The organism is Dolichospermum sp. UHCC 0260 (assembly GCF_009711985.1).
In the GTDB taxonomy this organism is placed as follows: domain Bacteria; phylum Cyanobacteriota; class Cyanobacteriia; order Cyanobacteriales; family Nostocaceae; genus Dolichospermum; species Dolichospermum lemmermannii.
Window position 1 is genome coordinate 1 of sequence record NZ_VIKZ01000062.1, and the last position, 24860, is coordinate 24860.

Sequence of the window (24860 nt, forward strand, 5' to 3'; positions counted from 1 at the left end):
TGAAGGAATACAATTCTTATAGTTCTCTAGTTTTAAATTATCAAACCCTTGCCCCAATTAGTTCCACCAGTTCCACAGGTAATTCTTTATTATCTCTAAGTTGGCGGTTTAAGCCTAATAAGTCTAAGTTCGAGATAGATTTAGGCTATAGCATTGGCTCAGAAGGATCGGGATTTATTACTAATTTTGCCCATGAAATCTTTTCTGGTTTATTTTTACAAGCTAATTATAGTAATATTGGTTTAGGATCAAATGCAGATAGATTTAGGCTTTCCCTTGCATCTTGCTTTGACTTCAAACGTGGTTTTTGTTTAAATGATTCTTTCCAGGCTAGACCCAGAGTGGATAACGGTATTCTTTTTAAACCATTTTTTGATAAGAATAACAATGGCATTAAAGAGCCGACAGAGCCTTTAATTCTCAAGAACTCAGGTTCACTTTTAATTGTCAATAACAAGCCTGTTTTCCAATATCGATCAGAAGTTACCGATAATGGGATTATTGCATCCCTAAAACCAGGAATGTATCGCCTGGATTTAGATCTTTCTGGTTATCCTTTAGATTGGTCTCCTACTAAAAATACGGCTGTGGCGATTGAAGTTGTGGCGGGAGGTTTTACAGAAGTTGTTATTCCCTTTGCTAGATCCTACACCCTATCGGGAACTGTGACTGATGCTAAGGGAAAAGTTGTCTCTGGTGCTAGGGTTGAAGCTGTATCTTCTACTTCTAATCACAGGGTTTTTTCTATTACGGGTAGTGGTGGGATGTATTATCTAGAGGGATTAATTGACCGTAAGTATAATCTTTTGATCAATAATATTCCAGCAGAACCAAAAACAATAGATTTAAGTGAATCCTCTGAACCTTATCAACAGCTAAATTTACGACTTAGTCCGTCAGTGGAAAAAAACCTGTTGTAGTGGTGTCAATAGCCGCGCGACCTTTGTATGAATATATTTATCACGGTGGACGAGATACTGAGAGTTTTTACACTTTTACTTCTCAACGCAGTGAGCGGCTAACTGAAGCGGGCATTCATCGCTGGTGGAAAAACATTAAAGCACAAGCAAATGTTGAAGAGTGGGAACTTATCCATGATGTAACTTTTCATGATCTGCGACATGATTTCGCTCACCGAGCGCGTGAAGCCGGAGCGTTTATGTTTGCGAGCCGCAATAGTTAGGTACACTGAGCCAACTTTGAAAAATTCAAGCAGTTACCAATTGAGTTAAATGCTTGAGAATACGCAGCACGTCGTACAATTCATTTCCAGGATTACGCATTAAAAAACCTTTTGATAAAGCATAACGGGGTGGTTTTCCTTTTACTAATTTCACAAAAATAAACTCGCTACCTGTGGCAATCATCCCAAAACTGGGTTTATCAGGATAGGGATTACCTAACATATAAGAGAGAATTTGTGCGAGTCCTTCTTCAATAGAAAAAGAAGCTTTTTTTGATTCAATAATCATCACCCAGAATTGGTCTTTTAAAACTAAAATATCCATTCTGCCTTTGATGATTACGTCTTCATCTGGTACGGCAATATCTATAGATTCTTCTGATTTTACATAAAAGGGAGATAGGTAAAAATCACCGATAAAAAGTATCGGATCTACAACTGCCATGCGGACAACATCTTCTAGTAATGGCGGATAATTGAGAAGATTCAAGTAACCAGCTTTTATTTTGTTTAAAAGTTGTTTATCTAAATCTGTAAGTTCTGGTAATTCTTCTTGCCATTCCCAAAATAATTGTCCATCTAAAACTAACTCAATGCCAAAATTATCAATTAAGTAGCGTAAATCAATATCTCTCGCTTGGAGTGTTTGTGTCATAATTTGGGAATTGGTGATTGGTGATTGGGAATTGGTGATTGGTAAAATTTAACTCCTATTATATTATATAAATATTTACCGGAACTTCTTATGGCGAGGAACAATGACTATTACCTGTCATGGCGAGGAACAATCATTGGTGACAAGTTAAGGAAAAGGGGAAATTGTCAAGGGGGTATTTGCAGAGGTCAATAATCATGGGAAACTCAATATAGACAAGCAATTGAGCGAATTAAAACTATCTCTGATTTAGTAACTTGGTTAAATCGGCATGAAAATTAATTAAGTGGGTTATCTTTTATCTCTTTCTCTTTGCGTCTTTACGTGAGAAAAACCCAAAATCAAGATCCCCGACTTCTACAAATTCAATTTGATAAATAACAAAATTTATCAAAGAAGTCGGGGATCTAAAAACTTCTAAAAATCCTCATCATCAACAAAAAACTCTGCATCCTCATCTACCCTAGATTGCGACTCTCCCAACCCCCAGAGAGGCTGCAAAACTGCTGTACCTAACAAACCCACAGCCACACTAAAAGCTAACATCAACCCCAAGGGAATTTGGATTGATTGAAAACCCAAAAACCGTAAAGATACAGAAGTAGCATTTTGGACAGAAATGAGAGCGATCGCTACTACCCAAATAGCTATAATTAGTAATATTAAAAAATTCGCCAATATTTTCAAAATCATAACTTTAAAATATAAACGTTGCCAAAAATGTAGAGACGTTCCATGGAACGTCTCTACACTGTCTATGCTAACTTAGCAATTTCAGCTTCCATGAATTTAGCAATCTGACTAAGTTTTGCTGGTGAGTTAGTTTCCATATACACTCTCACCAAAGGTTCTGTTCCAGAAGGACGCAGCAATACCCAGCTACCCTCTTCTAAATACAGTTTAATACCATCTTTCCTTCCCACCTCTTTCACCGCAATTCCTGCCACTTCTGACGGCGGATTTTGGGTATAAGAATCAATCACGGCAACCTTGTGAGATTCTGTGAGGTGTAAATCCAAGCGATTGTTATACAAAGGACCATCAGCTTCAGCGATCGCTTCCTGTACCAACTGACTTAAAGGCTTACCTTCATAAGCGATCGCCTCAGCCACTAGCATATCTGCTAAAACCCCATCTTTTTCAGGAATATGGCCAATGATACTTAAACCACCGGATTCTTCTCCACCAATCAAAACAGCGGTTTCCCGCATTTTCTCACCAATGTATTTAAAACCTACCGCAGTTTCATAAATTTGCAAGCCATACTTAGCAGCAAAATTATCTAATAAATGCGTAGTTGCCACAGTCCTAACAATTGCACCGCTCTTACCCTTGTTTTTAATCAAATGCCGTGCTAGAACTAACAACACTGTATTGGGAGTGAGAACATTACCTTGTTCATCAACAATACCAAAGCGATCGCTATCACCATCGGTAGCCAAACCCAAATCCGCATGATCAGCTTTCACCGCTGCCACCAACTCAACTAACTGTTCCCCTTTGGGTTCAGGCATACCACCACCAAACAGCACATCTCGCCAATCGTGGAAACTTTCTAATTGACAACCACAGTGTTGCAAGACTTCATCTAAATATCCCCGTGAGGTAGAATAAAGGGCATCATACTTGACCTTTAAATTCGCACTTTTAATTTTTTCCACATCTAACAAGGTGTAGATAAAATTTAGATAATCGGGCTTCGGATCAAAAGTAGAAATTGAACCAGATGGGTTACTACCGGGTAACTCGTCCGATGCCGTTTCTATATTGGCCACAATAGTATCAGTAATTTCTGGAGTTGCAGGACCTGCATAATCGGGAATATATTTAATCCCACAATAGGGTGCAGGATTATGACTAGCAGTAAACATCAAAGCCCCTGCGGAATTGAGCAGACGCGCATTGTAGGCAATTACTGGCGTGGGACAATCCCGATCAGTAATTTTCACATTCCAGCCCAAATCCGCCAAAACTGCGGCAGATGTCCGGGCAAACTCGTCTGCTAAAAACCGCGTATCGTAGGCAATTAAAACCGGTTTGTCTTTACTATAGGCAGTTTCCAGATAACTAGCGATCGCCCTGGTTACTTTCCGTACATTGGGAAAAGTAAAATCATCGGCAATAATTCCGCGCCAGCCGTCAGTCCCAAACTTGATTTTACCGGAATTGCTAGGGTTACTCATATTGCCACTCTCTCCCGTGCATGATTATTGCTATTTACTATTAGGAAGCATCCCGCAAAGCTGTGGAACAGCCACTAAGCCGCAAGTATCCCCAAAGTAATTTCTCTCACTCTACATGAGCAATGTCAACCCCCGATAGACCCTTTGTTAGTTACCACCTTTGGTCTTTATTTGCCCCCAGCCGGGGACAGGAACATTGGCATTGCCAAATGAGAAGAGGATTTATCAAAGCGCGACAGCATGAACCCCAAGTTAAAGCTTTATTGACAACAGCTACCCCACCCCAGCGCATTGGCATTCTTGCCCAAAAAGGCGTATATGAATTTCATCATCACCTGCATTGGTTAACTCAGGCTGATGGTGTGGAAAAAGTGGCGAGGTTATTGGGATTGAGTCAGACTCATGAAACTGTTAAATATCGGGTATTGCAAATTTTAAGAAAATATCAAAATGCCCCTTTATTATTAGGTAAGCGGATTCTGGAATTAACTTCCGGTGATGAAGGTTTTCCTAAACCGATTGTGATTGAAAAACAAGATTATTGCTTTCGGTTATATGCCGCTATGGACTGTATATTTATTGAGTCTGATAGCACCTTACATATTTTAGATTTTAAAACGGGTAGATCGGCTTTTGACCACAGACAAGCATTAGTTTATTTACTTGCAGCCCGTTATCTTTATCCTGGCAAACCCGCAGTTGCATCTTTTTATAATTTGGAAGTTTGTAAAAAATCGGAATTAATTACTATTAGTAATAGTGAGTTTAAAGCTTTAGAATCTGAGTTAGCAAATATTGCCCATCAACATCAAGAAGATTTGCAACAATATGAAGCTAAAAATAGCAACTTCAGTCAAATATTTCCCCCAAATCCCGGCAACCATTGCCGTTTTTGTGCTTTTAATTCTATCTGTGAATTTGCTGATTTAAAACTACCAAAATCCTATTCCATGCCAATTACAAAATCTCATCCTTCTCCCACATCTTCGTGAGTCGTACTTTGGTGATTTGGGCTTTGGCTAGTTGTTGTATGGGACGGTTGGTGATTTGGAGGGTTATGCTACCGGAGAAAAAATTTCTATGCCCAATTAGAAAATAAACCTTAATTACGGGTATTATATGGTTGAGGCATTTCTTTTATTCATACTGTAAATGCCCATTTTTTAATTTCTGGAGCTATTCAATGTCAATTTACGTCGGTAATTTGTCCTATCAAGTCGGAGAAGAAGACCTCAAGCAGGTTTTTGCAGAATATGGAACTGTAAAAAAAGCTCAACTACCTATTGACCGAGAAACCGGACGTGTCCGGGGTTTTGGCTTTATAGAAATGAGTTCAGATGAAGAAGAAGAAGCAGCAATTGCTGCACTTGATGGTTCTGAATGGATGGGACGCAGCTTGAAAGTTAATAAAGCTAAACCCAGAGAAGATCGTGGTGGTGGTGGACGGGGTGGCGACGGTGGCGGCTATTCTCGCCGTTACTAAGTTTGAACATCCACAATAAATCATAATTTTATCAAGACACACAAAATATGTGTCTTTTTTAAGTCCTATGGCGGATTTTATCTCAGTGCTGATATTATAGTTAAAGAAAAAGTCAAATTTTTAGTGTTCGGAGCTATTCAATGTCAATTTACGTCGGCAATTTATCCTATGAGGTTACGGAAAATGACCTAACTGGGGTTTTCACAGAATATGGAAAAGTGAAGAGAGTCCAACTACCCACTGACCGGGAAACTGGTCGGAAAAGAGGTTTTGCCTTTGTAGAAATGGAAAAAGAGGCAGAAGAAACAGCCGCAATTGAAGCACTTGACGGTGCTGAATGGATGGGACGTGGGTTAAAAGTTAACAAAGCTAAACCCAAAGAAGATCGTGGTGGTGGTGGTGGACGTGGTGGATATGGTGGTGGTGGACGCGACCGTTACTAAGTTTTGCCATTAAGACTCTAATTATCATATTTTTAGGACAGAGGAAATCTCTGTCTTTTTTTAATTTATACAGCACTTTCCGGTGTTATGAGGTACATATCTAGCGGGCAAGACTTGTACTGAGCTTGTCGATAGCGCAGCGTGGCGTTAGCCATAGTATGCCCGCACTACAAGAGTTTCATAATTCAAGTTTGTACCTCATTAGAGCGAAATCTGCTATATATAACCGTTTCAATTCATGCTATTGTCCGATTTCTCAAATTTTCAGTAAACTTATATTTTAACAAAATCTCTTAAAGAATGATAAGTCAATACCACTGAAATTAATGCTAAACGCAATATTCAATTGTTCTAAAGTTTCCACTAACCAGCTAACAGAATTAGTGGTAGAGTTTTCATAGTGATTAAATAAAATTGCAAATTTTCCTTCTAAATGTGGTTTTACTTTCCGACAAATCAGGACAATTTTTAATAATAAACCCATTGTGGGGACTGTTCCTTGATTACTAATCAAATCCAAGAACACAAAATGCTGTGGTGATGATTTGTTATGAACAACTAAAAAGTTTAATAAATTACCACAAGTTCTCATCAATAATAAATCATTAACTTTTTGTTCATCTGCTTGAGGCAAAATATTTTGTAAATATTTATATAGTTTTTGATTAAATTGTTTTTTTCCGTAGGAGTTATCTACGGAAGATATTAAATATTCATATAAATCATTTTTAAAATTGCGGAAATTTGCAGCTTGTCCGCCGTATTTTATGAATTGTTGGGCTGATTCATGATATGTATTACCATGTTCGACTTTACCAACAAAATACTTTAAGGTGGTATATAATTCACTATCAGTTAACAATGTCGGATTATTTACCGGGCGCAAAATTCGATTAGCTTCAGCCGTTGTCGTGTTTTGCAACATCTGAATTCGCCGCACTTTATAAGTGACATATTGTGATAAATAAATTTCAAATTTATTTTGTACCTGTGATTGAAAATGTCTCACAGTTTCTTTTTGTTCAAAGGTAGAGTCTTCAGTCATTAAATAATGTTCATATAGATAAGGATAACGGCGAATTAAGGTCATTAGTGGTTGATCATCTCGTCTCTTCGCTAGAGGATAAGTCTCATTTACTACCTGAGTAAATCGTTGTAAAATTAAATACTGTTCGCTGCCAACAAACTGTTTGATTAATTCACGGAGACGGCTAATTTCGCGGGAACGTAAATTATTAACTTTATAAGTAGTGGGTATGCCATTAAATAAACTTATTAAATCAGCAATTGCACTATGTAGCAAGGGTTTCAGGTGCCAGTAGTTGATGAGAATATGACAACACCGATTCAGAAAAAACTTAAATTCTTCAGGTGCGGTCTTAGATGCGGTAATTTTGTCTAAAATTGGCAAAATTTCTGGTTCAGGATAATTCGCTCTTTCAATAAATAGGGACCGAAATATAGCCAACATTTGGTCGGGAGATTCTTTTTGCACTAACTTTAATAAGTGCTGATAGATTAACTGTTGTTCATGATAACAGTCATGATAGTAGTGATCATAGTTTAATTTATGTTTCATGATCAATTGATGTTCTAAGCGCTTTGGCGGTTGCTATAATTACTCATCTGTAACAGGTATGCTAATTGCTGAATAGGCAACTTTGGCAGCGGCTTGTTCAGCGGCTTTAATGGAGCGTCCTTTTCCTTGTCCTAACATTTTTTCATGTAGCCAAACTTCAGCAAAGAAGCGTTCATGAGTGCGGTGGGGTTGACTGACTTCCAAAACTCGATATTCTGGGAGAACTTTGAATTGGGCTTGAGTCCATTCTTGCAAAGCTGCTTTATAATTAAGTCTAGCAGGGTCAAGACGGATTTCTGTGGTTAGCTGTTGGAAATGGGAATCTAGCCAAGGACGAATCAGATTGAGATTGTTGGTGCTAAGGTAAAGCGCCCCTAGAACGGCTTCAAAAGAATCTGCTAATCGTGATTCTTGGCCGATATGATCAGCGGTGGCACTACCAGCCACTAATAAATATAATTCTAAACCATATTCTCTTGCTAGTTGGGCGAGAATGCGATCGCTCACTAAGACTGAGCGAATAGCGGCAAAATCACCGACTGAGCAATCAGCATAATGTTCCCATAATACCTCAGCCGCCACGAGACGTACTACCGCATCGCCGACAAATTCTAGTTGTTCATAATTGGCAGTATCGGAGACGGTAGGATGAGTTAGTGCCAAGTCCAATAATTGCCATTTTACTGGTGCATTTAGTGACAAACCAAACTTTTGGACTAAACTTTCAAGCTGCCGTTGTCTTCGGGGATAAACGCTGGACATTAGGTAAGTGTGGAAAAAAGGGCTAATAACTCTTAACTTAGCATTAAATTATGGAGTACAAGTACAAGTTGTTTTTTGTGGAAAAATTTTCCGTCTGCATATTCTCAGAATTGCAACTAGCTGCGGAATGTGGAATTGAGGTAAGACAGCATACCATAAATTTATGGTAGAAGTTTACTTTATATTAATTTTATTTAACAATTAACTGCTTTTTTTCGTTCTTTTCTTTTTCTCTGGTTTGAGTAAGGGAGCATTTAAGGCTTCATATTGACTAAATAAAAATTCAATTCGATTTAATTCACTGACAAAGGGCTGGGGACGATAACATAAGTCTACGGCTTTATCTAATATTTGATGTGCCTTTACTAAGTCTGGTGGCATTGTCAAGGGATCATACAAATCGGCTAAACTACTATCAGGATATTTTGCTCTGGTGTCTAATACTGCTTGCGCGGCTGTTTCTACTTTCTGTTTTTGTTTCTCATTGACGTTTTCAGGAAAGGGATAGTTATTATAAACGATGGTATTGGAATAGCGATAATCACTTTTTAATCTTCCACATACATATTTTACCCATGTAATGTGCATTTCTGAAGTGAGAATACCAAATAAATAGAGAGTAGCATTAGGTAAAGCTATACAACTGTCATTGACAATAAAATCTTTTGAATAGAATCCAAAGGGAATATATTTTCTTGTTTCTGAAGATGTTCGTGGAACTAGCAAAAAATCACTGTTAGATTGTCTTTGTTCTGCAAACAGAGTAGGGAAATTAGCCATATCACGAGTTTGCTGTTTTGTGCTTTCCAAACGATAGTTTTTAACAGATTCTAACCTTTCAACAACTTTAGGTAATGTTTTTATTTCGTTTGGATTAACATCTTTTAAATATAAAACCCATCTATTTTTACCATTTAAAAATTCATCACCACTCAAAATAGGTTTAAAAAATTTATTGGACATAGGTTCTTTATCAAGAAATTCCTTTTTTTCGTCATCATTAAACAGATAAAATCCACCATCAACAATTTTATTACCATAAATCATTTCCGGTACATTACAAATCGGCTTACTTCTTTTCAATATAACTAAATCATTACCTTCTACTAAATATGAATTAATATTTTTAACTTTCCTCTCAGTTGGTTCACCCTTAATATTTACATAATCGAAAACTCTCTTATTTTCAATATCCTCTAAACCAAAACCAATAATTACACAATGTACAGCAGCATTACCTTTAGCTTCATTACTCCAACTAAAAGTACGATGAGCAAAATGTATTTTTATTTTGTAATTATTGTAAAGTTCCTGCCAAATAATCCCAACTTGTTCACCTTGTGATATAGAATTTGTACTCACAAAAGCACAACGAATATTTGTATTTTGTATTAACTGAGCAGCTTTGATATACCAAGCACTTACATAATCTAAAACACCTGAATTTTTTATACTATTACAAACATATTGCATATCTGCTTTTTGCTGTGCATTTTGGTAAGTTTTTCCAACAAATGGGGGATTTCCTAAGATAAAACTTAACTTTTCCTTGTCGACAACGGTTTCCCAATCAATTCTTAATGAATTACCATGAACAATTTTCGCAGATTTAGTTAAAGGAACTCTAAAAAAATATTGACCAAATTCATGACTAACCTGAATATTCATTTGATGATCAATTAACCACATTGCCACCTCCGCAACACGCACCGCAAATTCATCATATTCAATACCCGTAAATTGATCTACATTAACCTTAATAATATCTTGAATATTAATAAATTGCTGTCCATTTTTATTCAATGCTTGCAAAATTTTAATTTCTAGATTTCGCAATTCCCGATAGGTGATAATTAGGAAATTACCGCAACCACAAGCAGGATCAAGAAAATAAAGATTAGCGATTTTTTGATGTAATTCTTGGAGTTTACCCCGATTACTTTTGACCTTTTCCAATTCTAAATATAAATCATCTAAAAATAGAGGTTTAATCAACTTTTGAATATTTTTTTCCGAGGTATAATGAGCGCCTAAATTTCGTCTTTCTGTGGGATTCATGACCGCTTGAAACATCGAACCAAAAATAGCCGGTGAGATTTTACCCCAGTCAAAACCACAAGCTTCTAAAAACATTTCCCGCATTTTGCTATCAAAAGCAGCGGGTTGTAAAACCTCTGCAAATAATTTCCCATTCACATAGGGAAACTGAGCGAAATTAGTATCTAAATTTGTTAATCTTTTTTCCGGTGGTGTATTTAATGTATGAAAAATAGAAGCAATGTGCATTGCTAAATCACTACCATCTGATTTAGTATGTAAATCAATATATTCCCAAAAAATACCTTTATCAAAAATGCCTGTATCATCAGCAAATAAACAGAAGAGTAACCGGACTAAATAGACTTCTAAATCATGACCTCGATAACCAACTGCTTCTAGTTTATCATGTAGTTTACCCATTAATTCAGCGGCTTGGATATTGACCGGATCTTCATCTTTATAGGTGCGTTTTTCATAACCAGCAATAAAACCGAATAAATGAACCTGATTAATAAAATCTTTGAGGACAAATTCTGTGGTAATATTAGTATCTAAATCGTAGAGTTTAAACTTTTGGAAATCAGAAACTAAAATATATTTTGGTAATTCATGTTCTTTTAAACCAGGGAAATAATCTTTGGCTTGCTGCATAGCTTTATCGAGACTTTTTCCTCTAGATTTATGTTCTACTAAAATTACACCCTTCCAGAGTAAATCAATAAAACCTTGTTTATTATCGGCTTTTTTGACAGATTGTTCAAATGTTGCCACCCTGCGACGAGAAATACCAAAAACATGAAAAAACCCATCCCAAAATGATTTAGCTTCTGCATCTTCTGAGGTTTCATGTTCCCATTCTTGAGAAAATGCGAACTGACAAGTCAGCGCTTACGCTATCGCTCGACTTTTGATTTCGTTCCAGCTTAATGGCATAGTTAATAATTTCTGGGTAAAGAATAGTGGTTTTAAGTTTATATTTTGCAGTTTCTTAATTAGAAATTAATAATAACCACAGCTATATATTATGTCATAAGTTGTCAAATAGCTCTATTCAAAATGTCATTAGCTAAAATGTTTCAGTCTCTCTCATTTTCTGTAGTAATTGAAAAAACGAACTATGGAAAATAAAAAATCCATAATTCGCTTAAAAAGAGAGAGTCGGTAGTAAGCCGGGTTCTGTTCTCTTGCGAGGGCAGTTATCTATCTGGGATGCTTGTTACCAAACACCTCTAGCGGCTCTTTTTCAGCGGAACTGGTAAAAGACCAACCGTAGTTCCTTGTGGCCTTGCTCCCAACCGGGGTTTACCGAGCCAGCGCCTCTCGACGCTGCTGGTGCGCTCTTACCGCACCTTTGCACCCTTACCAACCAATAAATTGACTGGCGGTATCTTTCTGTGGCACTATCCTCACGATCACTCGCACTGGACGTTATCCAGCAAGTCTGGTCTTTCGGGGGCCCGGACTTTCCTCAAATCAGTCTGAATGACTAATCTGCAACTGCCTACGCCTACTCTCTCTTTCTCTAGTTTACTTTTAATTACATGAAAATCGCAAGACTCAGATAGATTACTTTTTATTCCAAGGTAAAGCGTAGGTCCAAGGGATTTTTTTAATAGTAAAAGGACAATTAATAATTGACACTGGAGGAACATTTATTCCCGGTGCAATACCGGCTCTGATTTCTGAAATTCGCAATACAAGTTGTAAGGAAAATTCTAAATTTTTTTTGCCATCTAAAAAGTCTTTATATAACTTTTTATTCCCTTTAACTCCCGCTACATTAATTAAAGGTGAGGCCGGTTTATAGACTCCTGATTCTTTATCTCTTTGAAAAACATCTTCTGCGGTGACATTTTCAGAAATTGTCTTTTTAGGAGCGATAATTGTCGGAACTTGGAATATAGCTAAATCGCGGGTTAAGTCAGGAGATTTGCGAATTACCCGCCGCGACTGCTTGCTATGTTCAACCACGAAAGAACTATTATCCCAGTCAACATATATGGCAATACTATCTGATTTATTTTCAACACTCATTGATAATTCTTTTAGATCAGTTTCCACTTTATCTAGTCCATAAGTACCTGTCTTGAAGGAAATACCCACTGTATCTTGGAGATTTTGTGCTTTTAATTGATCATCAACAGCACCTTTTTGGAAATCAACTTTTACTATATCGTCTATAGATGCAATCATGCGATTGATTGTCCAATAGACAACAAGTATATAAATCATCAAAATAATCAGATTTTGGTCGCCACTCTGCATTTTTATAACCCTGATTTTCTACCAATTTCAAAATTGTAACATAGTCTAAACTATGATTTTTTTGATTTATGTGATTTGTGTGATTTATGTGATGAAGTTGTATGATGCAATTGAATGTAATTTTTACAGGTGTGACTCTAAATCATCCAAATCATAAAAATCACAAGAATCATCCAAATCATAAGAATCATAAGAATCATAGTTCAGACGTTTTATGATTTATGTGATTTATGTGATTTATGTGATGAAGTTGTATGATGCAATTGAATGTGATTTTTACAGGTGTGACTCTAAATCATCCAAATCATAAAAATCATAAAAATCACAAGAATCATCCAAATCATAAGAATCATAGTTCAGACGTTTTATATTTCTTATTAGTAAGTCTTTTAAAGTTCAAACTGGTTTCACCGAAATTGATTAGTAACCCAATCTCAAGATTATATGCTTCTAAGTAGTTAATTGCTTGTGCAAAATGAACGTCTTCTAATTTAGTTACTGCTTTTATTTCAACTGAAATAACACCTTCGACCAAAAAATCTACTCGTCGTGTTCCTATTTGTTGTTTTTTATAAAAAATCGGCATTTCAAATTCTCTTGCAAAAGAAATACCCGCTAATTGCATTTCAATTACCAATGCCCTTTGATAAATTACTTCTTGAAAACCATTACCCAATGTTTTATGCACAGTCATAGAACATCCAATGATTTTGGATGTCAGTTCCGAGTATTTATACTTTTCATTGATCATCTTTTTTTGACCCTAACTTACCCTACCTTACTTGATTATTGTCTAAACTATAATTACTTTGATTCAATGATTACCATATTAAATCATCATGATCACCAAAATCACTACAAATCATAGTTTAGACAGATGCAGGGAAAGAAAAGCAGTTCATAAATTAACTCGCGTGTTCCCAGTCGCTGAGTGATTCAGACTGTTGATTTTTAGCTTTAGTTTTCCGAACTGGTACTTTAGGAGTCCCAATATCAACAGGAGAAAAAGACTGTTTCTTTTTAGTAGACTTGCGTTCTTGTGTATTTTTCATGACTATTTTCACTTCCTGAAAATTTTTAACCACACTTACATTATCAACTTTGATTTATCAACTCCCGGATAAAAGATTGAGATGATTATGCAAAATTCATCAATCTCTAATATTCTATTATTTAGTGGGATTTGCTACAGAAAAACCTTGTTTTTTAGGTTGGATATTTCCTAACTTTACTTGAAAGTTTATTTGGTCGTGTAGCTTGCCAGTTCTAGCTTCTAACTGCCAATTACCAGGGCGTAAATGCCAAAATATCCCATTACTTGATTGTGTAGATAAATGCTGATCATTTAGCCACCAGTCTATGGACTGATTTAATGTTCCACTAGTTTTAAATTCTAATTTTTGCTGTCCGTCTCCACCTGGATACAGCAGAAATAAATCCCCATTACGAGGAGAGATAATGCGGAAATTATCAGGATTAAAATTCAATTGTGGTTGTTTTGCTAACCATTGATCATACACAGGTGATAAATGGAAATCCGTAGATTTTTGATAGGCAATTTTATCTTTGACAGAGAAATATTCCTGAACTACTGAAGTACAGCTAGGTGTAGGTTTTAACCCTGTGGTGGCGCAGATAGGCAATTTTATCATGTCTGCTGGAGGTGGAAAATCAGCGGGGGCTTGATGTTCGTGCAGATTTAACATGATTCTATTCCACAAAGGTGCAGCCCCTGTGACACCGGAAACTTGACGCATGGGTTCACCGTTGAAATTACCTACCCACGTAGCCACAGTATAATCACTGCTAAAGCCTACAGTCCAGGTATCACGATAGTTTGAAGATGTACCAGTTTTGACAGCGACGGGAAAGGGCAAATTTAACACTGAGTCTACACCAAAAGCTGTGGATCTGGCATAGCGATCGCTTAACATATCAATAATTAATTGCCAATTATGGGAAACTAAAGATTGAGAATTGGCAATTGGAGAACTATTTAATGTAGTTACCAATGGTGTGATTTTCCCCATATTAGCCATAGTTAAATAGGCACTAGCCAGTTCCCATAAATTCACCTCACCACTACCCAAAGTCAACCCTAAACCATAATATTCAGCATCTTGATTTAGATGTGCAAAACCCAATTCATGCAGCCGATTTAAAAAAGTTTCTACACCCACCTTTTCTAATACCTTTACCGCAGGTACATTTAAAGAATTCGCCAAAGCAACTCTGACTCTGACAGGACCAAGAAAGCTGTTAGTATAATCTGTCGGACTATATAATTTTGCTCCCGGAATTGCATAATGAGTAGGAACATCTGCCAAAATAGTATGAGGACTAATTACGCCTTTTTCTAAAGCTAATTCATACACAAATGGCTTTAAGGTAGAACCTGGTTGGCGCAAAGCTTGGACTCCATCATTTCGCCCTAATTTCACATCATTAAAATAATCAGGCGAACCGACATAACTTAAAATCTCCCCAGAGGAGTTGTCAATTATTACCGCTGCTGCATCATGGACATTATTCGCCTTTAAAGAAGAAATTACTTGTTGTACCTGTGCTTCCACAAATTGCTGTAAAGGGCGATTTATTGTCGTACGAATAGGTGATGATTCTGTATTATGCGTATTGTTTTTTGTTGCTAACCAAAATAAAAAATGTGGTGCAGCAATAATTCCCTGTTGCTGGGGGTTAAATATTATTTTCTCTTGATATATAAGTTCTACTTCTGCATCAGAAATATATTTTTCCTGTACCATTCTGTTTAACACATATTTCTGTCGTTGCTGTAATCTTTTTTGATGTTGATAAGGATTAAAATAAGTGGGATTATTAGGAATTGCTGCTAAAATAGAAGCTTGTGCCAAGTTTAAATCACTTGCAGGAATAGCAAAGTAAATTCGCGCCGCAGCTTCCACCCCATAAATATTTCCGCCCATGGGGAGACGATTAATATAAGCAGCTAAAATTTCATCTTTAGTCATTCCCGCAGCTAATCGCCACGATAACCAAACCTCTTTTAATTTTGCAGTCATTGTTCGCGGTGAATTATCCAACATTCTCGCCAATTGCATGGTAATTGTGGAAGCACCAGAAACAATTTTTTTATTTTCTACTCCTATTTTAATTGCCCGCAAAATCGCTTTTAAATCTAACGCCCCATGTTGATAGAAACTACCGTCTTCAGCCGCCAAAATTGCTTTGATAAATTGAGGTGAAACTTGATTTAATTTCACAACTGATGTATTTTCTTGATCACTGGTTAATACAGTTCCTAATGGTAAATTATTCCGATCTGTAAACTCTATTGCTAATTGATGCTGGGCAATATCTACACTATGAATAGGTGCAAAATAGGGGCATAATCGGACTAGAAAACATATCAATATGCAGGAGAAAATAATTTTATTTAGTTTGTAGTTGCGCTTTAGTTTCAATTTATATGATTTTATTTCACGCAGAGTCGCAGAGGCGCGAAGAGTAAGAGTTTTGAGGACATGAGTTAGTAAATTCATCACAATATTAAGAATTGTATGGTTTGTTGGGAATTGTCACACTAGATTAGTTATCTATATATCAATCCTTTTTGATTTGTGTACAGAATTTTTTATCTAACCACAGAGGCACAGAGAACACAGAGGAAGAGAGGAATGCGATGTTTACATTTTATTTAATATGAAGATCATAAAAATATTTAAGTTCCTGGTTATTGTTATTCTCGTATGCGGAATGACGGGTTGTAATTTTGTTGGTATTCAATCAGGTAATGAACAATTACCAATGGTTGAGTCGTTAATAACGCCAAAGTTACCAGATTGGATAGAACAAATCAGTCCTGTGGGAGATGCAAAACCTCTGGGGCAAATTCGTATCCGTTTTAAAGAAGCTGTAATTCCTATTGAAAGTCTTGATAGTCCCCAACAACAAAATTTATTAACTAAATTTGCCATTTGGCCTCCTTTACCGGGACAGTTTCGCTTTTTAACTCCGCGTATGGTGGGTTTTCAAGCTGATAAAGCTATACCGAAAGCGACGCGAGTTAAGGTTACTCTCAAAGCTGGTTTAGCTGATTTAAAAAATCATCGCTTAAATCAAGATTTGGCTTGGACTTTTAATACTGAATCTATTCAAATTACTAATTTACCAGGGGTTAACCCCATGGAAAAAGCGGAAGTTGAACCAATTGATTTACAACCAAAGTTGCAATTTACCTCTAATTTAGCATTGGATCTAGATTCTGTCCAAAAGCATTTACAGTTAATTCCTGAAGGTAAAACTCAAGGTGTGGGTTTTAAGGTGGAATTAGCGAAGGAAGAAACACCAGAAAATTTAGATCCTTTAGAAAAATTTGATCCTGCAACTAAAAATTGGATTTATAATCTGATTCCTCAGCAAAATCTGGAAAAAGCCACACCTTACCGTTTAACTTTTTCTCCTGGTATTCTTCCTGCTAATGGTAATTTACCAAGTCAAAAAGAATTTGTCAGTAAATTAGCGACTTATTCACCTTTGGGATTTGTGGGAATTAAACCTTATGGAGAACCAGATTCAGGTGGAACTTATGGCAGATTTATTAAAGGTAGTCCCCAGTTAGAATTTAATAATCTTTTATTAGCAGATTCCGTTAAGGAAAATATTAAAATTAAGCCAACACCAAAAAACATTGATGGTGTACTGCAAATTTCTGAAGAAGATAGAATTGTCAGCATTAATCCTTATGCTTTAGAACCAGCTACTACTTATACAATTAATATTGAGAAAAATCTCAAAGATAAATTTGGACAAACTTTAGGTAAACCACTCACAATTAAATATGATACTGGTGATATAGCTGGGAATATTTCTGTACCCTCAGATTTAAATATTTTCCCCACAGATAAAGATCTACAAATTAATATTGATACTATTAATTTACCAGAATCAAAATATCAAGCAGCTTATCGTATTGTTAAGCCAACAGATTTAGTTTATACAAATACTGCTAATGATTTATTACCCGAACCTGCTAAATGGCAAGATTTCACAATTAATGGTAAGCAAAATCAATCCTTAACTATCAATGTTCCCCTCAAAGAAAAATTAGGGACTACTCAGGGAATGTTAGCTTATGGAGTGCAAGCACGAACTCATAAATATCAAGAAGACGGTAAACAATTGTGGAGAGAACCCACAACTTATGGAATGGTACAATTAACCAATTTAGGTATCTTTTCTCAATGGTTTCCAGAATCCGGTTTAATTCGGGTTCATTATCTTAGTAATGGTTCACCAGTTAAGGCGGCAAATATTGAAGTTTATCAATCAAAATTAGCTGATAAATCTCGTCCTCAACCTGTACCATGTGCAACTGGGAAAACTGATGAAAAGGGAATTTTGATTATTGAAAATAATCAATTAATCCAATGTTATCCCAAATTAAAATCTAGTTTACCACAATTATTAGTAATTGCTAGTGAAAATCAAGATTGGGCATTTACTAGAAATGAAGAATATAGTGGTGCTTATGGTTATGGAATTGATGCTGGTTGGGAAGCTGATAAACCAGAATCACGAGGCATAATTTTTTCTGATAGAAAGTTATATCAACCCGGAGAAAAAGCGGCTTTTACTGCTTTTGCAGATTATTTAGAAAAAGGTAAAGTTCAGGAAGATAAAAATGCAGTTTATCAATTAACTCTAGTCAATACTACTGGGAAAAATACAGATTTAGGCACAAAAACAACTAATGAATTTAGTACATTTTCTTTAGAGTTACCGATTCCCAAAAATCAGCCTTTAGGATTTTATACTATTAAAGCAAAAGGTAACAAGGGACAAGAAATTTCTGGAGAGTTTCAAGTAGCAGAATTTAAACCACCAAATTTTAAAGTTGATTTACAGCTAAATAAAAAATATGCGGTAATTGATGACAAAATTGATGTGCAAGTAGGAAGTAATTATTTATTTGGTTCCCCAGTGGAAGGAGGAGAAGCTAAATATTTTGTCACTCGTCAACAGGCTAATTTTATCCCTAAAGGTTGGGAAGAATTTAGTTTTGGGAGACAATGGTTTTGGCCGGAAGAAAGTCCCAATGTTCCTAATGATGTTTTACAAACTAACACTAAATTAGATGCGAATGGGAAAAGTAATCAAACCTTAACTGTAGCTAAAGATTTACCCTACCCCATGACTTACCGGGTAGACGTGCAAATTAGTGATGTTTCTAATTTATCGGTTGGTAATTCCCAAACTTTTACTGCTTTACCCAGTAACCGAATCATTGGTTTAAAAACGAATTTTGTCGCTGACGCTGGCAAAGATTTTCCTATAGAATTTATTGTCACTGACCCAACGGGAAAACCTCTAGAAAATCAAAGGATACATCTGGAATTACAACAGATGAAATATAGCAGCGTTACCAAAATCGTTGAAGGTAGTAAAACTCCACAAAATCAAGTTGAATATCAGACAGTTGGGAAAACAGATATTACATCTGGGAATACTCCCCAAACAGTCAATTTAAAGCCTACGGTATCAGGTTCATATCGAATTCGTGCTAATTTTAGTGATAATAAAGATGAAATTACAGCCACAGATTTACAAATTTGGGTAACAGGAGAAAATCAAGTATTTTGGGGTGGAGAGGAAAAAGACAAATTAGAAGTTAAATTAAACAAAAAGGAGTTTAAAATTGGAGAAACTGCTACAGCTTTAATTCAATCTCCTTACCCAGAAGGAGAATTATATTTTGCGGTAATTAAAGATAAATCTCTCTATCAACAAGTAATCAAAATTAAAGGAGGTGCGCCCCAAATTCAGTTTCCAATTACGCCAGAAATGTTACCTAATGCAGCAGTACAAGCGGTGTTAGTTAGACAAGGTAAACCACTTAATCAAATAGAACTGGGAAGTTTAGAAAATTTAGCCCGAATTGGTTTTGCAGATTTTAAAGTTAACCTAGCAGATAAATATTTAAAGGTACAAATTAACCCAGTTGAAAAATCTTTAGAACCAGGAAAAGAAGCAAATGTAGAACTGGAATTAAAAGATGATCAAGGAAAACCAACCACAGGACAATTTACTGTCATGGTGGTGAATGAAGCCATATTACAATTAACTGGTTATCGTCCGCCAAATTTGGTAGATACTGTCTATGCAGAACAACCAATTTCTACCCGATTTAGTGATAATCGTCGTCATGTTAAATTAGCCCCATTATCGGCAAGTTTACCCAAGGGTTGGGGTTATGGTGGTGGCTTCTCCAATGCTTTAGCAAATACTCGGATTCGTGAAGATTTTCAAGCTTTAGCTTATTACAATGGTTCGGTAATTAGTGATGAAAATGGTAAAGCCAAAATCACCTTTAAATTACCCGATAATTTAACAACTTGGCGGATAATGGTAGTGGCTACAGATGGAAATTTGCGGTTTGGCAATGGTGACGCAACATTTATCACCACAAAGCCATTAATAACTAATGCTATTCTGCCACAATTTGCCCGCACAGGCGATCGCATTTTGGCAGGTTTATCCGTCACCAATACCACCACAAACACCGGAAACCTCAATATTAAAGGTGAACTTAGCGGTTCTCTCAATTTCGCAGAAAATAATCCCAAAACCACCACATTACAACCAAAAGCCGAGTCAGCAACCCAAGCTTATCGCTTCCCCATGATAGCGGGTAATGTGGGACAAGGTAAACTCACATTTACCACCCAATTAAATAATATTGCTGATGCTTTTACTGTCCCTTTGGAAATTAAACCTTTAGAAATTACTGAACAAGTTGTAGAAACTGGTGTTAGTGAAAAACAGCTAAAAATTCCCCTGAATATTAATAAAAATACCTGCCGCGAAGCCGGAGGTTTAGATATTCAATTAGCCAGTACCTTAATTCCGGAAATTACAGCACCTGCAAAACAAGTTTTAGAAAATAATAATTTACCATTTGCAGAACCAGCCGCAAGTCAATTATTAATTGCGGCAAATCTGCAAACCCTCACCCAAAAATATAATCAAACCTTTGCAGAATTTAATCCTCAAGCACAAGCAAAATTAGCAATTGCACAATTACAAAAATTGCAAATAGCAGATGGTGGTTTTGCAGCATTTCCAGGACAACAAAAATCAGATCCTTGGGTTTCTAGTTATGCAACAGAATCTTTAGTCAAAGCTAATCAAATTTTTCCTGATTTGGTTGATAGTAAAATCATCTCTACTCTGAAAACTTATCTGCAAAATGTTCTTGCAAATCCTGGACAATATGACTTTTGTAAACAGAAACTTTGTAAATCTCAATTGCAACTAAATTCTTTGATTGCCTTAGCACAATTAGGAGATAAACGCAATAGTTTTCTGTCAGATATTTATCAACAACGTGATGATTTTGATCTAGTTACTCAAATCAAATTAGCCAGATATCTATATCAATTTCCTGAATGGCAAAATCAAGCGCAAATTATGCATGTGCAATTCCAAAATAATATTTATGAAACTGGACGTACCGCAGTTGTAAACTTACCTCAAAGTTGGAGTTGGATGAGTTCAAATACTGTCACCCAAGCCCAAGCTTTACGGTTATTTATTGACCAAAAAACCAACCCAGAAATCATTGATAAATTACTGCAAAGTCTTCTTAATTTACGCAGAGATGGCGCATGGGAATCTAGTTATAATAACGCCCAGGCATTCACAGCTTTAGTTGCATATAGTCAACTTCAACCCACACCACCTAATTTTAGGACTACGGTAAAATTAGCAAATCAGAAATTAGGAGAAACCCGTTTTAATGGCTATCAAAATCCCAACTTGCAAATAAATGTTCCCATGAATAAATTACCCCAAGGTAATCGTGATTTATGGTTACAAAAATCTGGAAGAGGCAGATTACATTATTTAGTTGCTTACAAATATCGGTTACAAGGAAATCAACCAGGAAGATTTAACGGGTTACGAGTAACGCGAGAAATTAGTAAAGTCAATGAAGAGAAAGTTATTCAAAAAACTGGAATGTATGCTTTTGATAAACCTTTAACTTTACAACCTGGACAAGTCTTTGATATTGGGTTAGAAATAATTACAGATCATCCTGTAGATCATGTAGTCATAAAAGACCCCTTACCCGCAGGATTTGAAGCTGTAGATGATAGTTTTCAAACAGCAACACCAGCATTACAAGCAAAAGCCGATAATTGGCAATTAGGATATAAAACAATCCATAAAGATCGAATTATTTCCTATGCAAATCATCTCGAACCGGGAGTTTATAGTTTACATTATTTAGTTCGTTCTGTGACTCCAGGAACATTTATTTGGCCTGGTGCGGAAGTTCATCTTCAATATGCACCAGAAGAATTTGGACGAAGTGCAGATTCTACTTTAATATTGGCAGAAAAAAAGTGATAATTTGAGCGCGGGCAGAAAGAAAGCAAAGATATAAGACCCCTCAACTCCTATCAATGGCATAGAGTTGTAAATTTTGCTAAGATTAATAATGCCAAACTCAAAAATCCTGAGTAGCATATATAGTAACTAAATCTGAATTCCTATTCGCTGATAACTGCAATGAAAATAAATACTACTGTACTACTAACCTTAATTTTGTTAACCCTCATGTTGGGTGCTGGTTCTGCAAGTGGTTTTTTGGGCTTTACCTTGGGAAGTATGGCACTTAAAGGTGTCACTACACCAGATGGTCGTCCTGCGACTAAATTTAACAGCAGCAAAGCCAATAACCCCCAACAGGAAAGTGAAGCTTTCTTAAAAGAAGAAGATATTCTCAAAGTCGTGAAATCACGAATTAGCGACAAAAAAAAGGGTAATAAACCAGACAAATCAGAAGAAGAAGAAATTAAAATTACCCAGCCGCAGCCACAGGAAAAATCCGCAGCACCAGAAACTTCTCAACCAGGATTTCCTATAACTGCTGAAAGTGAAGGTGTAACTATGTCTGTAAAATCTATCCGCTATTCGGGTGGTGATTTACTACTAAAAGTGAATATGCAGAATAAAGGTGGTGATTCTGTGCGGTTTCTCTATAGTTTTTTAGATATTACCGACGATAAAGGCAGAACTTTGAGTGCAATTACAGAAGGTTTACCAGCAGAATTGCCCGCAAAAGGTGCGGAATTTAAAGGTACAATTAGCATTCCCACAGCTTTACTTGATGATGTCAAACAGATATCTCTATCTTTGACTGATTATCCTGCTCAGAAACTCAAGTTACAATTATCTGATATTCCTGTAGAAAAAGGGAATTAAGATTCCATTTTGGACTTCAATTTCGGTCAGTCGCAGGATTTTAGATCGTATTTTCTTACACTAATGTCAAATTTGACATCACCTTAGACAGTGAGTGATCTTTCTACTTTAAGTTGGACAGATGTGGGGCTGCGGTTGTGTAGTGTGCTAGTGCTAATTGCTATCAATGCCTTTTTTGTGACGGCAGAGTTTGCAATGGTGACAGTGCGGCGAACTCGGATTCAACAGTTAGTACAAGCCGGTGATGTCCGGGCGATGTCTGTGGAAACACTACAGCGTAGTATTGATAGACTACTATCTACAGCCCAACTAGGTATCACCCTTTCTAGTCTGGCACTGGGTTGGATTGGCGAAAGTACAATTGCTGTATTGGTAGAAAAATGGCTCGATTCCTGGCCGTTACCTTTCAGAATTAATTATCTACTAGCTCATTCTTTATCGGTCCCCATGGCCTTTTTTGCCATTGCTTACCTACAAATCGTCTTAGGCGAATTGTGTCCAAAATCAGTAGCAATGTTGTATTCAGAACATCTAGCTAGGCTTTTAGGTCCATCAGTTAAATCAATAGTCCGTTTTTTTAGTCCCTTTATTTGGGTTCTCAACCACTCAACTTATTGGCTATTACGATTATTTGGGATTGAATACACGGGACAAAGTTGGCGGCCTCCAGTCACACCAGAAGAATTACAATTAATTATCTCCACAGAACGAGAATCTACAGGTTTAGAAAATGCAGAACGAGAACTCTTAAATAACGTCTTTGAATTCGGAGATATTACGGCTGAAGACATCATGATTCCCCGAACTAGCATTATTGCTTTACCCATAACCGCCAGTTTTCAGGGATTACTTGAGGAAATAGCATCTACTGGTCACTCTCGTTATCCGATCATTGGCGAATCTTTAGATGACATTCGCGGTATAGTTTACTTTCAAGATTTAGCACAACCCTTGGCTTTAGGAAAAATCACACCAGAAACACAAATCCAACCGTGGATGCGTTCGCCCCGATTTGTGCCAGAACAAACCCTATTAAGTGAAATTTTGCCAATGATGCAGCAAGAGAAACCCTCTATGGTAATGGTAGTCAATGAATTTGGGGGAACTGTCGGACTGGTGACTACTCAAGACATTATTGCTGAAATTATCGGTCATTCCGGTGAACTTGATAGCATTAATGATTTGCTGATCCAAATGGTAGACCAACAGACATTTTTAGTGCAAGCTCAAATCAATCTAGAAGAAGTTAATCAAGTTTTACATCTTAATTTACCTTTAACTAGAGAATATCTGACTTTGGGCGGATTTTTACTTTATCAATGCCAAAAAATCCCCAAGAAAGGCGAAATCTTTAATTATGATCATCTTGAATTTACGGTGATCTCAATTATTGGTCCGCGTCTTCACCAAATCCAAATTAAAATTTTAGATTCTTAATCTTAAATGCTCAATAATTGAGGAACTAAGGCTTTTAAAGCATTACCACGATGACTAATTGATTTTTTTAAATCCGTCGTCATTTGAGCAAAAGTCAATTGTTTCTCTGGTACATAAAAAACCGGATCATAACCAAAACCACCATCTCCAGAAGGTGCAAACAAAATTTCACCGTGACAAATACCCTCAGATTGAATCACTATTTCTCCTTGAGGATTTGCAACTGCGATCGCACACACAAATTGAGCTTGACGATTTTCCTGATCACCTAATTCTCTTAATAACCTCTCAATCCTTTCTGTATCCGTGTTCCCATAACGAGCAGAATACACTCCCGGCGCACCATTGAGAGCATCTACCTTTAAACCAGAATCATCAGCGATCGCCCAATTACCTGTAACTTTGGCAATTTCCGAGGCTTTCAGACCAGCATTTTCCGCAAAAGTTTCTCCCGTTTCTTCCACATCCAAATCTTCCGGTTTTAAAGCTAGTTCCCATCCAGAATCAGCTAAATAAGCTTGCATTTCCCGCAATTTACCGGGGTTTCCTGTCGCTACTACTAGTAATTTATTCATTGCTTAT

Annotated in this window: 19 protein-coding genes and 1 other RNA gene; 8 read left to right on the forward strand and 12 right to left on the reverse strand. The window is 36.5% G+C overall.

Annotated features, from left to right (window positions below; genetic code table 11):
• Both FJR08_RS19480 and FJR08_RS19485 read left to right on the forward strand, forming a co-directional pair.
• The coding region (locus FJR08_RS19480) for a carboxypeptidase-like regulatory domain-containing protein (RefSeq protein ID WP_168634264.1) at positions 1-920 on the forward strand (920 nt) is incomplete at its 5' end.
• Between the two features lie 2 nt (positions 921-922).
• On the forward strand, positions 923-1183 hold the full coding sequence (locus FJR08_RS19485) for a tyrosine-type recombinase/integrase (RefSeq protein ID WP_041458594.1): 261 nt from the start codon (positions 923-925) through the stop codon (positions 1181-1183).
• Positions 1184-1208: 25 nt separating this feature from the next.
• On the opposite strand, the gene FJR08_RS19490 is transcribed toward FJR08_RS19485, so the two are convergent.
• The 3 genes from FJR08_RS19490 to FJR08_RS19500 form a co-directional block, all read right to left on the reverse strand.
• The gene (locus FJR08_RS19490) at positions 1209-1838 is read right to left on the reverse strand and encodes a type I restriction enzyme HsdR N-terminal domain-containing protein (protein WP_015083466.1); all 630 of its coding nucleotides are present in this window, start codon (positions 1836-1838) and stop codon (positions 1209-1211) included.
• 417 nt (positions 1839-2255) lie between these two features.
• On the reverse strand, positions 2256-2531 hold the full coding sequence (locus FJR08_RS19495) for a lipopolysaccharide assembly protein LapA domain-containing protein (protein WP_015083467.1): 276 nt from the start codon (positions 2529-2531) through the stop codon (positions 2256-2258).
• 62 nt (positions 2532-2593) lie between these two features.
• Positions 2594-4021 (reverse strand): phosphoglucomutase/phosphomannomutase family protein, encoded by a 1428-nt coding sequence (locus tag FJR08_RS19500; protein WP_168634265.1) that lies wholly within the window; start codon positions 4019-4021, stop codon positions 2594-2596.
• A 122-nt stretch (positions 4022-4143) separates the two neighbouring features.
• On the opposite strand from FJR08_RS19500, the gene FJR08_RS19505 reads away from it, so the two are divergent.
• From FJR08_RS19505 to FJR08_RS19515, 3 genes are all read left to right on the forward strand, one after another.
• Positions 4144-5013: a PD-(D/E)XK nuclease family protein gene (locus tag FJR08_RS19505; protein WP_168634266.1), complete on the forward strand. Its 870-nt coding sequence runs from the start codon at positions 4144-4146 to the stop codon at positions 5011-5013.
• A 191-nt stretch (positions 5014-5204) separates the two neighbouring features.
• A complete protein-coding gene (locus FJR08_RS19510) occupies positions 5205-5504 on the forward strand; it encodes an RNA-binding protein (RefSeq protein WP_168634267.1) in 300 nt (99 codons plus the stop codon).
• 140 nt (positions 5505-5644) lie between these two features.
• Positions 5645-5947, forward strand: a complete 303-nt coding sequence (locus FJR08_RS19515) for an RNA-binding protein (protein ID WP_168634268.1) — start codon at positions 5645-5647, stop codon at positions 5945-5947.
• Between the two features lie 280 nt (positions 5948-6227).
• Here FJR08_RS19515 and FJR08_RS19520 read toward each other — a convergent pair whose 3' ends face one another.
• The 8 genes from FJR08_RS19520 to pbpC form a co-directional block, all read right to left on the reverse strand.
• Positions 6228-7526 (reverse strand): hypothetical protein, encoded by a 1299-nt coding sequence (locus FJR08_RS19520; protein ID WP_168634269.1) that lies wholly within the window; start codon positions 7524-7526, stop codon positions 6228-6230.
• 39 nt (positions 7527-7565) lie between these two features.
• Positions 7566-8288, reverse strand: coding sequence for a ribonuclease III (gene rnc, locus FJR08_RS19525; RefSeq protein ID WP_168634270.1), 723 nt, complete (start codon positions 8286-8288; stop codon positions 7566-7568).
• Between the two features lie 201 nt (positions 8289-8489).
• Entirely contained in the window at positions 8490-11213 is a 2724-nt protein-coding gene (locus tag FJR08_RS19530; RefSeq protein ID WP_323294523.1) for a DNA methyltransferase, read from the reverse strand.
• A 264-nt stretch (positions 11214-11477) separates the two neighbouring features.
• An RNA gene (gene rnpB / locus FJR08_RS19535) (RNase P RNA component class A) lies at positions 11478-11843 on the reverse strand.
• Positions 11844-11894: 51 nt separating this feature from the next.
• A complete protein-coding gene (locus FJR08_RS19540) occupies positions 11895-12593 on the reverse strand; it encodes a hypothetical protein (RefSeq protein ID WP_148761166.1) in 699 nt (232 codons plus the stop codon).
• Positions 12594-12942: 349 nt separating this feature from the next.
• Complete coding sequence (locus FJR08_RS19545; protein ID WP_015083477.1) at positions 12943-13344, reverse strand: GxxExxY protein; 402 nt, start codon at positions 13342-13344, stop codon at positions 12943-12945.
• Between the two features lie 154 nt (positions 13345-13498).
• Entirely contained in the window at positions 13499-13645 is a 147-nt protein-coding gene (locus tag FJR08_RS19550) for a hypothetical protein (RefSeq protein ID WP_015083478.1), read from the reverse strand.
• A gap of 117 nt (positions 13646-13762) precedes the next feature.
• The gene (gene pbpC / locus FJR08_RS19555) at positions 13763-16114 is read right to left on the reverse strand and encodes a penicillin-binding protein 1C (protein WP_168634280.1); all 2352 of its coding nucleotides are present in this window, start codon (positions 16112-16114) and stop codon (positions 13763-13765) included.
• 160 nt (positions 16115-16274) lie between these two features.
• Between pbpC and FJR08_RS19560 the strand changes: the two genes are divergently transcribed.
• From FJR08_RS19560 to FJR08_RS19570, 3 genes are all read left to right on the forward strand, one after another.
• Entirely contained in the window at positions 16275-21983 is a 5709-nt protein-coding gene (locus tag FJR08_RS19560; protein ID WP_168634271.1) for an alpha-2-macroglobulin, read from the forward strand.
• 162 nt (positions 21984-22145) lie between these two features.
• Positions 22146-22841: a hypothetical protein gene (locus FJR08_RS19565; protein ID WP_168634272.1), complete on the forward strand. Its 696-nt coding sequence runs from the start codon at positions 22146-22148 to the stop codon at positions 22839-22841.
• Positions 22842-22931: 90 nt separating this feature from the next.
• The gene (locus tag FJR08_RS19570) at positions 22932-24278 is read left to right on the forward strand and encodes a hemolysin family protein (RefSeq protein ID WP_168634273.1); all 1347 of its coding nucleotides are present in this window, start codon (positions 22932-22934) and stop codon (positions 24276-24278) included.
• A gap of 2 nt (positions 24279-24280) precedes the next feature.
• Here FJR08_RS19570 and rdgB read toward each other — a convergent pair whose 3' ends face one another.
• Positions 24281-24853, reverse strand: coding sequence for an RdgB/HAM1 family non-canonical purine NTP pyrophosphatase (rdgB, locus tag FJR08_RS19575; protein WP_148761172.1), 573 nt, complete (start codon positions 24851-24853; stop codon positions 24281-24283).
• Positions 24854-24860 lie beyond the last annotated feature (7 nt).

Bases quoted from the DNA above. Each gene is read 5' to 3' on its own strand.
- FJR08_RS19565 (WP_168634272.1), top strand. From the start codon at position 22,146: ATGAAAATAAATACTACTGTACTACTAACCTTAATTTTGTTAACCCTC.
- FJR08_RS19510 (WP_168634267.1), top strand. From the start codon at position 5,205: ATGTCAATTTACGTCGGTAATTTGTCCTATCAAGTCGGAGAAGAAGAC.
- FJR08_RS19500 (WP_168634265.1), bottom strand. From the start codon at position 4,021: ATGAGTAACCCTAGCAATTCCGGTAAAATCAAGTTTGGGACTGACGGC.
- FJR08_RS19515 (WP_168634268.1), top strand. From the start codon at position 5,645: ATGTCAATTTACGTCGGCAATTTATCCTATGAGGTTACGGAAAATGAC.
- FJR08_RS19545 (WP_015083477.1), bottom strand. From the start codon at position 13,344: ATGATCAATGAAAAGTATAAATACTCGGAACTGACATCCAAAATCATT.
- FJR08_RS19520 (WP_168634269.1), bottom strand. From the start codon at position 7,526: ATGAAACATAAATTAAACTATGATCACTACTATCATGACTGTTATCAT.
- rnc (WP_168634270.1), bottom strand. From the start codon at position 8,288: ATGTCCAGCGTTTATCCCCGAAGACAACGGCAGCTTGAAAGTTTAGTC.
- FJR08_RS19550 (WP_015083478.1), bottom strand. From the start codon at position 13,645: ATGAAAAATACACAAGAACGCAAGTCTACTAAAAAGAAACAGTCTTTT.
- FJR08_RS19490 (WP_015083466.1), bottom strand. From the start codon at position 1,838: ATGACACAAACACTCCAAGCGAGAGATATTGATTTACGCTACTTAATT.
- pbpC (WP_168634280.1), bottom strand. From the start codon at position 16,114: ATGAATTTACTAACTCATGTCCTCAAAACTCTTACTCTTCGCGCCTCT.
- rdgB (WP_148761172.1), bottom strand. From the start codon at position 24,853: ATGAATAAATTACTAGTAGTAGCGACAGGAAACCCCGGTAAATTGCGG.
- FJR08_RS19495 (WP_015083467.1), bottom strand. From the start codon at position 2,531: ATGATTTTGAAAATATTGGCGAATTTTTTAATATTACTAATTATAGCT.
- FJR08_RS19560 (WP_168634271.1), top strand. From the start codon at position 16,275: ATGAAGATCATAAAAATATTTAAGTTCCTGGTTATTGTTATTCTCGTA.
- FJR08_RS19540 (WP_148761166.1), bottom strand. From the start codon at position 12,593: ATGCAGAGTGGCGACCAAAATCTGATTATTTTGATGATTTATATACTT.
- FJR08_RS19505 (WP_168634266.1), top strand. From the start codon at position 4,144: ATGTCAACCCCCGATAGACCCTTTGTTAGTTACCACCTTTGGTCTTTA.